The sequence below is a fragment of the Rhizobium sp. ZPR4 genome (assembly GCF_040215725.1).
Lineage (GTDB): Bacteria > Pseudomonadota > Alphaproteobacteria > Rhizobiales > Rhizobiaceae > Rhizobium > Rhizobium rhizogenes_D.
In genome coordinates this window covers 3,604,066-3,618,410 of record NZ_CP157967.1, presented here as the reverse complement: position 1 = coordinate 3,618,410, position 14,345 = coordinate 3,604,066, and the positions used below count along the sequence as shown (strand labels likewise).

The window sequence follows — 14,345 nt, the reverse complement described above, 5'->3', positions numbered from 1 at the left end:
GACGACATTGCTGCATTGCGATATGGGCCACCTGTTTGCGTATGCGATGGGAGCAGTAATATCATGATTGGACTTGTGCTTGTCACTCATGGCAAGCTGGCTGAAGAGTTTCGGCATGCTGTCGAGCATGTCGTTGGTCCGCAGAAGTTCATAGAAACGGTATGCATTGGTCCCGAAGACGACATGGACAAGCGGCGGCAGGATATCCTGCAGGCTGTTGCCGGTGCCGACGACGGGCACGGTGTCATCATCCTCACCGACATGTTCGGCGGTACTCCTTCCAATCTCGCAATCTCCGTCATGAATAGCGGCCACACCGAGGTCATCGCCGGCGTCAACCTGCCGATGCTGATCAAGCTCGCAGGCGTGCGCGGCGACAACAATATGGAAAGGGCTTTGGTGGAAGCATCGGAGGCCGGGCGCAAATATATCAACGTGGCCAGCCGTGTGCTCAGTGGCAAATAACGAGGCAAACACCGCCCCCATGACCGAGCTTTCCCGGGAACTCCTGATTATCAACAAGCGGGGTTTGCATGCCCGTGCTTCGGCGAAATTCGTGCAGACCGTCGAAGCCTACGACGCCGCGATCACCGTTTCGAAGGATGGCACCACGGTCGGCGGCACGTCGATCATGGGCCTGATGATGCTGGCGGCCAGCCCCGGCTGCAGTGTAATGGTAACGGCAAGCGGCAACCAGGCCGCCGAAGCGCTCGAGGCGCTCGACCAGCTGGTCGCCAACAAGTTCGGCGAGGAAATTTAGGCGTTTGCCTGCGATTGCCAGCTGGATATAAAGACATAAAGACTTCTTTATATCATTATTGATTTCCACCCTGAAGCCTGCTACACGGCATCATCCACACGCTGTCAGCGTGCAATTCTTGTTGCATTCGGCCGAGGCGTCTGCCCGCGGCGCGACTGCATCGTTCAGGCTGGAGACCTTCATGAGCACTGAAAAGGACTACATCGTCGCGGATATCGGCCTTGCCGACTTCGGCCGCAAGGAAATCACGATCGCCGAAACCGAGATGCCGGGCCTGATGGCCTGCCGCGCCGAATTCGGCGAAGCGCAGCCGCTGAAGGGTGCACGCATCACCGGCTCGCTGCACATGACGATCCAGACGGCCGTTCTCATCGAGACGCTGGTCGCACTCGGCGCTCAAGTGCGCTGGGCATCCTGCAACATCTTCTCGACGCAGGATCATGCCGCTGCCGCGATCGCCGCTTCCGGCGTTCCGGTCTTCGCCATCAAGGGTGAAAGCCTCGAAGACTACTGGACCTACACGGACAAGATCTTCCAGTGGACCGATGGCGGCGTTTCCAACATGATCCTCGATGATGGCGGCGACGCCACGATGTACATCCTGCTCGGCGCCCGCACCGAAGCCGGTGAGGACGTGCTCTCCAACCCGCATTCGGAAGAAGAAGAGATCCTCTTCGCACAGATCAAGAAGCGCCTTCAGGCTTCGCCGGGCTGGTTTACCAAGCAGCGCGACGCCATCAAGGGCGTGACCGAAGAAACCACCACGGGCGTCAACCGCCTGTACCAGCTCAGCCAGAAGGGCCTGCTGCCCTTCCCGGCCATCAACGTCAACGACTCGGTCACCAAGTCGAAGTTCGACAACAAGTATGGCTGCAAGGAATCGCTGGTTGACGGTATCCGCCGCGCCACCGACGTCATGATGGCCGGCAAGGTTGCGGTCGTCTGCGGTTACGGCGACGTCGGCAAGGGTTCTGCCGCTTCGCTCTCCGGCGCCGGCGCCCGCGTCAAGGTCACGGAAGTCGACCCGATCTGCGCATTGCAGGCCGCCATGGACGGTTACGAAGTCGTTCAGCTCGAGGACGTCGTTTCCTCGGCCGACATCTTCATCACCACGACCGGCAACAAGGACGTCATCCGCATCGATCACATGCGTGCGATGAAGGACATGGCGATCGTCGGCAACATCGGCCACTTCGACAACGAGATCCAGGTTGCCGCTCTGCGGAACCTGAAGTGGACGAACATCAAGCCGCAGGTCGACATGGTCGAGTTCGCCAAGGGCAACCGCATCATTCTTCTGTCGGAAGGCCGCCTTCTCAACCTCGGCAACGCCACCGGCCATCCATCCTTCGTGATGTCGGCTTCCTTCACCAACCAGACGCTGGCCCAGATCGAGCTTTTCACCAAGCCCGGCCACTACAAGAACGAAGTCTACGTGCTGCCGAAGCACCTCGACGAGAAGGTCGCTCGCCTGCATCTCGCCAAGCTCGGCGTGAAGCTGACGGAGCTTTCCGAAGAGCAGGCTTCGTATATCGGCGTGACGCCGAAGGGTCCGTTCAAGTCCGACCACTACAGATACTGATTACAAAAACAGTATCCACAACATCTTGTGGCCCTGGCATTGACAAATGCCGGGGCTTATTTTTTAGCCAGCTCCCTTCCCGCAGATTCCCTTAGGCAGTATTGTTTTTACACTTGATTCGTGACGAACCGGGCGTGCCTGGAGCCATGAAAATGGGATGTCTTGTCAGGATGCGGCACAGTAGAGCCGGATGATTTTAGGTCTGTTCGGCCTAAAATCTGAATCCGATCTACAATCAAATAAGTAGAGCATGATGTCATCCGAAAACCGCTTACACTTTTCGGCTTCATGCTCTGAAAGACGGAGACAGACCTCTTATGTTTGAAGGGGAAGACAACCTGCATCGACCAGCGCTACGCCAAGCGGCGGCGCAGTTGCTGCGGGGCCGTGCAGATCGGCTTTCGGCGGGAGCGAAGCGCGGCAAAGGCCGGCTGGCCTCCTTTAGCCGTCTGTTGCGGCTCAGCGTTTTCGGCGGTCTCGTGACCGGCTTGGCGGGTCCCGTTTTCGCGCAGAGCAATGATGCCGCGCAGACGAGCATGCGCCTCTTCACCTCCTCGGAAATGGCCGTCTTCTCCGTCATCATCGGCGTCATCTCCGCTGCACTCCTCTCGACCATGTGGATGGTCCGCCAGCGCGGCAATATGGAGAATGAAAGCCGCGAGATCCGCACAGCACTCTCCGATGCCAATCAGCGCATTTCGCAATATCAGGCGCTGATCGCCGACAAGAACCGCCGCATCGTCATCTGGGACGGCCAGAATGCGCGGCCGGAACTGCTCGGCCAGCTTCCGGTCGAGACGGGCGCGCCACAAGACAACGAATTCCTCGCCTTCGGCCGCTGGCTGAAATCATGGTCGGCCGGCGAACTCGACAAGGCGATCGACAAGCTGCGCGGCAGCGGCCAGAGCTTCGACATGGTGGTCGAAACCAACCGCGACGAAATTCTGGAAGCGCAGGGCCGCATTTCCGGCGGGCGTGCCTTCGTCCGCTTCATCGCGCTCAACAATCTGCGCGCGGAACTCGCCGAGCTGAAGATCGAGCGCGACCGGCTGATGACATCGATCTCCACCTTCCAGAACCTGCTTGATGCCATCGACCTGCCGGTCTGGCAGCGCGATGCGGAAGGCACGCTCACCTGGGTCAACCAGGCTTATGGCGAAGCGGTGGAAGCAGTTTCGACCGATGAGGCCGTGCGAGAAGGAAGGGAATTCCTGACGACCGTGACCCGCGAGCGCATTCGCGCCGCCACCACGCCGGAATCGCCGTTCCACGACAAGATCTCGACGGTCGTCCATGGCAACCGCACCTTCTTCGACGTCGTCGACGTCAAAGCCCCGAACGGCTCGGCCGGGATCGCCATCGACGTGTCCGAAGCGGAATCCGTCCGCGCGGAACTCGCACGCACGCTGAAAAGCCATGCTGAAACGCTCGATCATCTGGCGACCCCGGTTGCGATCTTCGATGGCGACAGGCGGCTGCAATTCTACAATCAGGCTTTCGTCCAGCTCTGGGAACTCGACATCGCCTTTCTGGAAAAGCGGCCCGACAATAGCGAGCTTCTGGACAGGCTGCGCAGCGCCAAGAAGCTGCCCGAACAGTTGAGCTGGAAGACATGGAAGGACGGCGTCCTTTCGGTCTACCGCGCACTCGACACGCAGACGGATCTCTGGCACCTGCCCAATGGCCAGATCCTCCGGGTTTTCGCGACGGCGCATCCGCAGGGCGGCGCCACCTGGGTATTCGAGAACCTGACCGAGCAGGTCGATCTCGAAACGCGTTACAATACGCTGGTCAAGGTCCAGGGCGAAACCATCGACCATCTTTCCGAAGGCGTTGCCGTTTTCGGTCCGGATGGCCGCATCCGCCTGTCGAACCCGGCCTTCCGCATCCTCTGGAACATCACCGAAGCGCAGGCGAAGCCGGATACGCATATCCAGGCATTGGCCGAAGCCTGCGCTCCCTCCTATGACCGGCCAGATGGCTGGAAGCGCTTTGCCGAACAGATCACCAGTTTCGACGACGAGCGGCCATCCTCGCAAGGGACGCTGGAGCTCTATTCCAATCTGGTGCTCGACTACGCCGTCATTCCGCTGCCGAACGCCCAGACCATGCTGACCTTCGTCAACAAGACCGATAGCGTACGCGCCGAACGGGCATTGACGGAAAAGAACGACGCGCTGCTGAAGGCGGACGAGCTGAAGAACGATTTCGTCCAGCACGTCTCCTACGAGCTGCGCTCGCCGCTGACCAACATCATCGGCTTCACCGATCTCCTGAAGACGCCGGGCATCGGCTCTCTGAACGAGCGGCAGGCCGAATATATCGACCATATCTCGACTTCGTCTTCGGTGCTGCTGACGCTGGTCAACGATATTCTCGACCTGGCGACGCTCGATGCCGGCATCATGCGGCTGAATTATTCCGAGATATTGCTCTCCGACCTGCTCGACGAAGTGTCGATACAAATCGCCGACCGGCTGCAGGAAAGCGGCGTGACGCTCGAAATCACCGTCCCCGCCCATCTTGGCTCCATCGTTGCCGATCAACAGCGGCTGAAGCAGATCCTGCTGAAACTTCTGACCAATGCCGCCAATTTCGCGCCCGAGGGATCGACGATTTTGCTGAAATGCGGACGCGAAGGTGCGGATTTCGTCTTCTCGGTTGTCGACAAGGGTCCAGGCATACCCGAGGATTTGATCAACACGGTCTTCAACCGCTTCGCCTCCGGCGGCAAAGGCGGCAAGCGCAGCGGCGCGGGCCTCGGCCTTTCCATCGTCGAAAGCTTCGTCAGCCTGCATGAGGGCGAGGTTTCGATCGAAAGCCAGCCCGGCAAGGGAACGACGGTCACCTGCCGAATCCCCTCGGCCGACCTGCCCCATTCCGTCGCAGCAGAATGACAGCCTCAGACAACAGCATTTCCCTCTTTCTTGCAGATGACGCCGCCACGGCCGAGCTCGGCGAGGATCTGGCGCTGGCCTTGAAGGCTGGCGATTGTCTGGCACTGTCAGGCGATCTCGGCGCAGGCAAATCATCGCTGGCGCGCGCGCTGCTACGGGCCATGGCCGACGACGCCGAACTGGACGTACCGAGCCCGACCTTCACGCTCGTGCAATCCTACGAGCTGCGCATTCCCGTCTCGCATTTCGATCTCTATCGCCTCGGTGATCCCAGCGAACTGGCGGAGCTCGGCTTCGACGAGGCCCTGCAGACCGGCATCTGCCTCGTCGAATGGCCCGAAATGGCCGAAGGCGAGCTGCCGAAGGAACGCATCGACCTAAAGCTCACGCATGAGGGTGACGGGCGGCGGGTTATGATCACGGCACCGGCCAAGCAGATGGCGCGCATCGAGCGCGTGCTTGCTATCCGCGCCTTTCTCGATGCGCACGGCTATCGCGGCGCTGTCAGGCGATTCCTGACCGGCGATGCTTCGCTGCGGGCTTACGAATCCGTCTATCCGAAGGATGGAGGACGCCGCGTGATCCTGATGGATTGGCCGGGCTTGCCGGAAGGGCCGCCCGTGCTTGACGGCAAGCCCTATCCTAAGGTCGCGCATCTTGCCTGGGACACCTATCCCTTCGTGGCGATCGCCAATATCCTCAGAGAGAACGGTTTCGCCGCTCCGGAAATCCTTGCCGCCAACTATGACAAGGGCATCCTCCTGATCGAGGATCTCGGCACCGACGGCGTGCTCGACGCGGAGGGAAAGCCGATTGCCGAGCGCTATCGCGAAAGCGTCGCCTGCCTCGCACATCTGCACGGTCTTTCCATTCCTCATGACATTCCGGTCACGCCGGACCACGTCCATCACATTCCGGATTTCGACCGGACCGCGATGAAGATGGAGGCGCGGCTGCTTCTCGACTGGCATCTGCCCTGGAAGCGCGGCACGCCGGCAAGCGAAGAGGAACGCGCCGACTATCTGGCGATCTGGGACAAGCTCATCGATCAGCTCGAAGACGCGGAAAAGAACCTGCTGCTGCGCGACATGCATTCGCCGAATATCATCTGGCGGGCGCATCAAAAGGGCATAAAGCGCGTCGGCATCATCGACTTTCAGGACGCGATGATCGGACCGACCTCCTATGACGTCGCCTCGCTGGTGCAGGATGCCCGGGTGACGATCGAGCGCGATCTGCATGACCAGTTGATGTCAGACTATCTCGCACTGCGCCGTGCCCAGGGTGGCTTCGACGAGGCCAAGTTCCTGAAAAGCTGGGCGATCATGTCGGCGCAGCGCAATTGCAAGCTTGCCGGCCTCTGGGTGCGGCTGCTGCAACGCGACGGCAAGCCGGGATATCTGAAGCACATGCCGCGCACGCTCGCCTATCTCGCCATCGCCTTCGAACACGAAGCGCTCGCCCCCTTACGCGAATGGTGCGAGAAGGCCGGGATCGGTCGGGCATAACAGCCGGAGACCCCGCGACGGCTTTCCGGCCCTGTGCTATGGAAATCAGAGAGCGAATCGAAAGTTCGAGACGAAATGACCATCAAGCAAGCCATGGTATTGGCCGCGGGGCTTGGAACCCGCATGCGGCCGATCACCGACACCATACCGAAGCCGCTGGTGAAGATCGCCGGCAAGCCGATGATCGATTATGTACTGGATGCGTTGGTGCAGGCAGGTGTCGAGCGGGCTGTCGTGAATGTCCATCACCATGCCGACCAGATGGAGGCGCACCTGCGCGGCTATCGCGGCCTTGAAATCCTGGTCTCCGACGAGCGCGATGCGCTGATGAACAATGGCGGCGGGCTGGCCAAGGGATTGAAGTTGCTTGACCGTGATCCCGTTTTCGTCATGAATTCGGATCTCTTCTGGATCGGTGAGAAAGAAGGTCAACCGACCAATCTAGAGCGCTTAGCCGGATTCTTCGACGCGGGCCGCATGGACTTCGGCATGCTCTGCGTCGATTTGGACAAGACGACGGGCCACAACGGCAAGAATGATTTCAGCATGGCTGAAGATGGCCGTCTCTCGCGTTACAGCGCCGTTACGGGCAACGGCGTGGTTTACGCCGGCACGCTGGTCATCAATCCTTCGTTTCTCGATGACGCACCCGGTGACGCTTTCAACATCAACACCTATTACGACAAGGCGATCGCGCGCGGCCGACTCTACGGCACCATGCTCGACGGCCACTGGCTGACGGTGGGAACACCGGAGGCTGTCGGCGAGGCGGAGGAAACGATCCGGAACTTCCGGGCGTTTGCGTGAGCCTATGGCAGGCGGGCACCGGCAGCGCATCCTGACGATTCCGGCGGGCCTGCCCTTCCTGAAGACCTTGGCGGCAGCGCTCTGCGACGGGCGGCTGACCGAGCATTTCCGCCACGATCCGGATGATCCGCTGTCGCTCGCCAAGGTCAGCATCTTCCTGCCGACGCGGCGTGCCGCCCGCGTGCTGCGCTCGGAATTCGTCGAGTTGCTTGGCGGCCGCTCCGCCATCCTGCCGGTCATTCGTCCGCTCGGCGAGACCGATGACGATAGCGGCTATTTCGAGGAAGCCTTGCCCGAAACAGCCGATCTGGCGCAGCCGCTTGCCAATACCGCCCGTCTCCTGGAACTGGCGCGACTGATCCTCGCCTGGCGCAACAAACTGCCGCAGATCGTGCGCGACATCCATTCCGATTCGCCGCTGGTGGCGCCTGCAAGCCCGGCGGATGCCATTTGGCTCGCGCGCAATCTCGCCGAACTCATCGATTCCCTTGAAACCGAGGATCGCGAGTGGAGCGAGCTTGCCAATCTCAGCGCTGAAGACCATGCGCTCTGGTGGCAGCTGACTGCGGAATTTCTGCGCATTGCCAGCAGCTTCTGGCCGGCGCGCCTCGAAGAGCTCGGCAAATCCTCGCCCGCCCGTAACCGCAACGCCGTCCTGCGCGCCGAAGTGCAGCGGATATCGACCATGCGGCATCCGGGGCCCGTCATCATTGCCGGCTCGACCGGTTCCGTGCCCGCGACGGCAGAGCTGATCGCCGCCGTTGCCGCCCTGCCGCAGGGCGTGATCGTGCTGCCCGGTCTCGATCTTGCTATGCCGGAGGAGGATTGGCAGCTCGTGGCGCCGGAGACATCCATCGGCGAAAGAGCAGACCCGACCACGCGCAGCCATCCGCAATATGGTCTTTCGCTGCTCCTGAAGCGGTTGCGCGTCACGCGGCGCGATGTCGAGCCCATCGCGGATGCGGCTGAAGTCATGCAGATGCGGGCGCAGATCCTGTCGCGCGCGCTGGCACCGGCCAAGGCGACGAGCGGTTGGGGAAGCTGGCGCAAGACGCTCGCTCCCGATGCAATCACGGACGCATTCGCCGATGTAGCGCTGATCGAAGCAGCCAACGAGCGCGAAGAGGCAACGGCGATCGCCATCGCCCTACGGCTGGCGCTGGAGAAGCCCGCCCGCAACGGTGGCGAAAGCCAAGCGGCCCTGATCACGCCCGATCGCAATCTCGCCCGGCGCGTGACTGCCGAGCTTGCCCGCTTCGGCATCACCGCCGACGATTCGGCCGGCACGCCGCTCAACGCCACGCCGCAAGGCACGCTGCTGCAATTGCTGCTGGAGGCGTCCCTTCGCCCCGGCGATCCCGTTGCCGTCGTGGCGCTGCTGAAACACCCCCTCGCCTCGTTCGGCCTGCCCGCGGAAACCCACCGGCCGGGCGTCGATGCGCTGGAGATCCTGGCGCTCAGGGGCGGCGTCGCCAATGTCGATATTGGCGGGCTGGAAGCTCTGCTCGATGAGCGCGTGGCCGAGCAGGCCAATGACCGCCATGCGCCGCAGTGGCGCAAAGCGCTGCCGCCTGAGGCGATCGAGCATGCACGCGCCCTGGCCCGGCGCGTGACCGCAGCATGCGAGCCGCTGGTATCGGCACTTTCCCTGCCGACTTCAGAGGGGCTGCTGACCCTTTCGGACTGGGCCGAGCGTACGGGCCGTGCGCTGGAAGCCGCGGCCGTCGACGAACGTGGCAGCCTCGCGGGCCTCTGGTCGGGCGAGGCCGGGGATACGCTTGCCAGCCTGCTCCGAGATGTCATCGAGACCGACGGCCAGCTTGAAGCCGATGGCGTGCAGTGGATCGATATCATGGCGGCGCTCTGCGTGGGCCAGGCGGTGAAACCGCGGGCACTCAGCCATCCCCGCCTCTTCATCTTCGGCACGCTGGAGGCCCGCCTGCAGAGTGTCGATACGCTGATCCTCGGCGGCTTGAACGAAGGCTCATGGCCGGGGCAGACGGCGAACAACCCCTTCATTTCCCGCAGCATGAAGACGGAGATCGGCCTGGAGCCGCCGGAGCGCCGCATCGGCCAGCTCGCACACGACTTCGAGATGGCGAACGGCACGCGCGACCTGATTTATTCCCGCGCCCTGCGCCAGGGCTCGACGCCAACGGTCGCCTCGCGCTGGCTGCAGCGCCTGATCGCCCTCGGCGGCGAGGCGCTGGAGGACGCCATGAAGCTCCGCGGCGACCAGTATCGCCATTGGGCCGCAATGATCGACGAGGGTGAAAACCAGGCGCCGGCGCTGCGCCCCGCCCCGAAGCCACCCGTGGAATTGCAGCCGAAGAGCTACTCCTTCAGCGAAGTGGGCCGGCTGCGGCGCGATCCCTATTCAATCTACGCCCGGCGCGTGCTGCGGCTCGATCCGGTCGACCCGTTCAACCGCGATCCCGGCCCGGCCGAGCGCGGCACGCTCTACCACAAGATCATCGATCGCTTCGTCCGCGAGGGGCATAGGGCCGGCACGCCGGATGCGGCGCTGGCCATGGATCGGATCATTGCCGATCTCTTCGATGCGGAGCGGCTGCCCGTGCATATCGACAGCGTCTGGCGGCCGCGGTTCCGCGAAGTGGCGCGGGCTTTCCTTGCCTGGGAAGCGGAGCGGCGAGCCGAAGTGCGCAAAACGGCAACTGAAGTGCCGGCCGGCGTCGAGATCGAGCCGATCGGCATCCGCCTCACAGGCGTTGCCGACCGCATCGACATCAAGAGTGACAAGGGCGCCGACCTCATCGATTACAAGACCGGCTACAATCCCTCGCCGCCACAGGCGCGCGCCCTGCTCGATCCGCAGCTAGCGCTGGAAGCCTATGCGCTGAAAGCGGGTGCCTTCCGCAATATTGGCGCGCTGGTGCCGGAAAACCTGCTTTATGTGCGGTTGCGGCCCGGCGACCGCTTCAAGGTCGACCAGGTCAACAACGAACACTCCAGCCGCGGCGGCAAGACGGAAACGAAGTCGGCTATGGATCTCGCGCAGGAATCGATGGACCAGCTGGTAAAATTCGTCTCGCTGCTGCAATCGGGCGAGAAGGGTTTTTCCTCGCGGCTGATCCCGGCGCAGCAGTTCGAATATGGCGGAGACTACGATCATCTCGCCCGCGTCTCGGAATGGTCGACGGCTGAAAACGAACAGGAAGGCGGCGGCGATGAGTGATTTTTCCGCCGACGACATCGCCACCCTGCCGGAAAGCGACGATCCCGGCGTCTGGATCAGCTGGACGACCATCCAGCAATCGATCGCCTCCGACCCCGAACGCTCGGCCTGGGTCTCGGCCAATGCCGGCTCCGGCAAGACGCATGTGCTGACGCAACGCGTCATCCGCCTGCTTCTGGCAGGCGCGCGGCCCTCGGCCATCCTTTGCCTCACCTATACCAAGGCGGCAGCGTCCGAAATGTCCAACCGCGTCTTCGACCGGCTGGCGGCCTGGGCGACGATGCCGGACGAAGAGCTGAAGACGCGCATTGCCGATATCGAAGGTAGGGAGCCGGATCTCTTCAAGCTTGCCGAGGCGCGCCGGCTCTTTGCCAAGGCGTTGGAAACGCCGGGCGGGCTGAAGATCCAGACCATCCATGCCTTCTGTGAAGCCCTGCTGCATCAATTCCCGCTCGAGGCCAACGTTGCCGGGCATTTCTCCGTTCTCGACGATCGGGCGGCCGAAGTCCTGCTCGACGATGCACGCCGTGCGCTGCTGACCTCGACGACGCCCCATGGCGATGCCGAACTGGCGCGGGCCTTCGACTTTGTGCTCGACCTCGGTGATGAATCCGGGCTTGAGACGCTGCTCGGCGATATCGTCGCCAATCGCAATGCTATCAGGCGTTTTACCGAAGGCGCCGAGCGCAAGGGCGGCATCGAGGCCGCGTTGCTTGCTCGTCTTGGCCTTTCGCCCGGCGAGACGGAAACGAGCATTGCGGAGCAATACTGGCCGCTGCCGGGCCTCTCCGGCGCGACGCTGGAGCTTTACCTCAGACTCGCCGACGATAAGGGCGGCGCCAAGGCCCAGGAAGTGGCCTACGCACTGCGCCTTGCCAAGCGCGAGACAGATCCGATCGCGCGCGCCGAAATCCTCGAAAAAGCCGTGCTGACCGCCAAGGGCGAACCGAAGTCGGACAGCCAGTTCTTCGTCAAGGCGATGCTCGCGGATGCACCGGCACTGGCCGATGCCGTGGCTGAGGCACGCGCCCATGTTGTTGCCTGCCGCGATCGGCTGAAGCTGATGCGGATGTATCGCGCCACTCACGCAGCCCTAATTCTCGCCGATCGCCTGAACCGTGACTATGAGGAGCTGAAAAAGCGGCGCAGCCAGCTCGATTTTGAGGACCTCATCACCCGCACGGCCGATCTTCTGACCAAGAAGGATGTCGGGCCGTGGATTCACTACAAGCTGGATCAGGGCATCGACCACATCCTGGTGGACGAGGCGCAGGATACCAGCCCGATCCAGTGGAGCGTCATACAGTCACTGGCGGAGGATTTCTTCTCCGGCGACAGCGCCCGGCCGACGCTCAGAACCATCTTTGCCGTCGGCGACGAGAAGCAATCGATCTATTCGTTCCAGGGCGCCCGTCCCGAACGGTTTTCCGAGGAGAGCGACCGCACCCGGCGCCGCGTGGCGGCGAGCGGCCAGCAATTCTCGTCGATCCGGCTGCCCCTCTCCTTCCGCTCGACAGCCGATGTGCTCGGCGCGGTCGACCACGTCTTCACCAGCCCGGAGAATGCCCGGGGCCTCAGCGCCGTCAACGAACCCGTGGTGCATCGCTCCAGCCGCATCGGCCATCCCGGCGCCGTCGATCTCTGGGAGATGATCGCGCCGGAGCCGGCGGCCAGGGAAGAAGACTGGACGGCACCCTTCGACTCGACGCCGGAAAGTGCGCCCGCCGCCATTCTGGCGCGGCGGATGGCGCACACGATCGGCAATCTTGTCGGCCGGGAAAAGATCATCGAGAAGGGCAAGGCCCGTTTCATCGAGGCCGGCGACATTCTCGTGCTGGTGCGCAAGCGCGATAGCTTCGTCAACGCGCTGACCCGCGCCCTGAAGCGACGCGGTAACATTCCCGTCGCCGGCGCCGACAGATTGGTGCTGACCAGCCATATCGCCATTCAGGATCTTCTGGCGCTCGGCCGCTTCCTGCTGCTGCCGGAGGACGATCTTTCGCTTTGTGCCCTGCTGAAGAGCCCCTTGTTCGACCTGAGCGAAGAGGATGTCTTTGCCGTTGCGGCCTATCGCAGCGACGAGGAAAGCGTCTGGAGCCACCTGCAGGCCTTTGCAAAGGATGGCCATGAGCGCTTAAGCCAGGTGGTCGAACGCCTGAGAACCTTCCTTGCTATGTCGAAGAGCCTTCCGGTCCATGATTTCTATGCGCGCGTGCTCGGCAGCTTCGGCGGCAGACGGCAGTTTCTGGCGCGGCTCGGCACCGAAGTCAGCGATATCCTCGACGAATTCCTGACCTTCACGCTCGATCACGAGACGAGCGGCCTGCCCGGCCTGCAATCCTTCATCTCGACGCTGGAACTGGAAGCGCCGACGATCAAGCGCGAGCAGGACAAGGGCCGCAACGAAGTGCGGATCATGACGGTGCATGCCTCGAAGGGGCTGGAGGCGCCGATCGTCTTCCTCGTCGATGGCGGCGGCAAGGCCTTCACCCATACGCACCTGCCGAAGATGCGGCTGATCGAAACCAGAGGAGATGAGATCCCGCTGCCGGTCTGGGTTCCGGTCTCGGCCCTTGCCAATTCGCTGACGCAGGCCGATACCGCGCGACTGCAGGCGCTAGCGGAGGAAGAATATCGCCGCCTGCTCTATGTCGGCATGACGCGCGCCGCCGATAGGCTGATCATCTGCGGCTATCGCGGCATCCGCGAAAATGCCGATACCTGGCACGCCATGATTTCCGCAGCGTTGCGTGGGGATGAGCTGCACTGCGCACAGAAGACCTTCACCGGACCTGACGGCGACTGGGAGGGGTTGAGCTGGCGGGTTGCCCAGGTTCAGCTCGAATTCGAGACCGCTAGGGAGCATGAAAAGCGTTCCGAGCGCGTTGGTCTGCCTGACAGTCTCCATCGGCCGCTGCCGCCGCAAAAAAGCTTGCCGCGGCCGCTCAGCCCATCCGGCGTCGGCACCGTCATCGACGAGGAAGCCGACGATCTGCTGGTGACTTCGGCGCTTTTCGGCGAGAAAGCCAAGTCGGATCGCGCCCTGCAAAAGGGCCGCTTCATCCACCGGATGCTGCAGACCTTGCCCGAGATCGCACCGGAGGAGCGCGCCGATGCCGCCCGACGCTATGCCGAGCGCGCCGCGCGCTTTTGGCCGCAGGCCGAACGGGATGCACTGATCAATTCCGTCATGGCGCTGCTGTCGCATCCGGATCTGCAGGGCACGTTCAGCACCCATGCACAGGCGGAAGTCTCGATCATGGGCACGCTGAAGCTCGGCAACCAGTCCTACGCCGTCTCCGGCCGTATCGATCGGCTGGCTGTGCTGGACGACCGTGTCGTCATTCTCGACTACAAGACGAACCGCGTGCCGCCCGGTGAGGAAAACAGCATTCCCTTCGCGCACAAAGCCCAGCTTGCGATCTATCGCGAGATCCTTTCGCCGCTCTATCCGGGAAAGCGCGTCGACTGTATGCTGGTCTATACCGAAAATGCTTCGATCTACACGCTGTCGGACAGGGCTCTTGCATTGTCGCTTGCAGAGCTCGAGACAAAGTGAAATACCAAATATTGAAATATGGGCACCGCACCATCA

General features: G+C 62.4%; 8 protein-coding genes. All 8 read left to right on the top strand.

The genetic code is table 11. The features are described 5' to 3' along the window. The first annotated feature begins 63 nt into the window (after positions 1-63). The 8 genes from ABOK31_RS17340 to addA all read left to right on the top strand — a co-directional run bounded on the left by ABOK31_RS17340 (position 64) and on the right by addA (position 14,309). Positions 64-465 carry a PTS sugar transporter subunit IIA gene (locus ABOK31_RS17340; RefSeq protein WP_015338202.1) on the top strand — a complete coding sequence of 134 codons (402 nt, stop codon included), beginning with the start codon at positions 64-66 and terminating at the stop codon, positions 463-465. 19 nt (positions 466-484) lie between these two features. Next, on the top strand, positions 485-760 hold the full coding sequence (locus ABOK31_RS17335) for an HPr family phosphocarrier protein (RefSeq protein WP_174176445.1): 276 nt from the start codon (positions 485-487) through the stop codon (positions 758-760). Positions 761-941: 181 nt separating this feature from the next. After that, positions 942-2,342 carry an adenosylhomocysteinase gene (ahcY, locus tag ABOK31_RS17330; RefSeq protein ID WP_349956884.1) on the top strand — a complete coding sequence of 467 codons (1,401 nt, stop codon included), beginning with the start codon at positions 942-944 and terminating at the stop codon, positions 2,340-2,342. Between the two features lie 317 nt (positions 2,343-2,659). After that, positions 2,660-5,239: an ATP-binding protein gene (locus ABOK31_RS17325; RefSeq protein WP_349956883.1), complete on the top strand. Its 2,580-nt coding sequence runs from the start codon at positions 2,660-2,662 to the stop codon at positions 5,237-5,239. Beyond that, on the top strand, positions 5,236-6,747 hold the full coding sequence (gene tsaE / locus ABOK31_RS17320; protein ID WP_349956881.1) for a tRNA (adenosine(37)-N6)-threonylcarbamoyltransferase complex ATPase subunit type 1 TsaE: 1,512 nt from the start codon (positions 5,236-5,238) through the stop codon (positions 6,745-6,747). The genes ABOK31_RS17325 and tsaE overlap by 4 nt, the downstream gene beginning before the upstream one ends. 75 nt (positions 6,748-6,822) lie before the next feature. Further along, positions 6,823-7,554, top strand: coding sequence for a nucleotidyltransferase family protein (locus ABOK31_RS17315; RefSeq protein WP_349956880.1), 732 nt, complete (start codon positions 6,823-6,825; stop codon positions 7,552-7,554). 4 nt (positions 7,555-7,558) lie between these two features. Then, complete coding sequence (addB, locus tag ABOK31_RS17310) at positions 7,559-10,750, top strand: double-strand break repair protein AddB (RefSeq protein ID WP_349956878.1); 3,192 nt, start codon at positions 7,559-7,561, stop codon at positions 10,748-10,750. Beyond that, a complete protein-coding gene (gene addA, locus ABOK31_RS17305) occupies positions 10,743-14,309 on the top strand; it encodes a double-strand break repair helicase AddA (protein WP_349956876.1) in 3,567 nt (1,188 codons plus the stop codon). Before addB ends, addA begins: the two co-directional genes overlap by 8 nt. Positions 14,310-14,345 lie beyond the last annotated feature (36 nt).

Bases quoted from the DNA above. Each gene is read 5' to 3' on its own strand.
- ABOK31_RS17340 (WP_015338202.1), top strand. From the start codon at position 64: ATGATTGGACTTGTGCTTGTCACTCATGGCAAGCTGGCTGAAGAGTTT.
- ABOK31_RS17335 (WP_174176445.1), top strand. From the start codon at position 485: ATGACCGAGCTTTCCCGGGAACTCCTGATTATCAACAAGCGGGGTTTG.
- ahcY (WP_349956884.1), top strand. From the start codon at position 942: ATGAGCACTGAAAAGGACTACATCGTCGCGGATATCGGCCTTGCCGAC.
- ABOK31_RS17325 (WP_349956883.1), top strand. From the start codon at position 2,660: ATGTTTGAAGGGGAAGACAACCTGCATCGACCAGCGCTACGCCAAGCG.
- tsaE (WP_349956881.1), top strand. From the start codon at position 5,236: ATGACAGCCTCAGACAACAGCATTTCCCTCTTTCTTGCAGATGACGCC.
- ABOK31_RS17315 (WP_349956880.1), top strand. From the start codon at position 6,823: ATGACCATCAAGCAAGCCATGGTATTGGCCGCGGGGCTTGGAACCCGC.
- addB (WP_349956878.1), top strand. From the start codon at position 7,559: ATGGCAGGCGGGCACCGGCAGCGCATCCTGACGATTCCGGCGGGCCTG.
- addA (WP_349956876.1), top strand. From the start codon at position 10,743: ATGAGTGATTTTTCCGCCGACGACATCGCCACCCTGCCGGAAAGCGAC.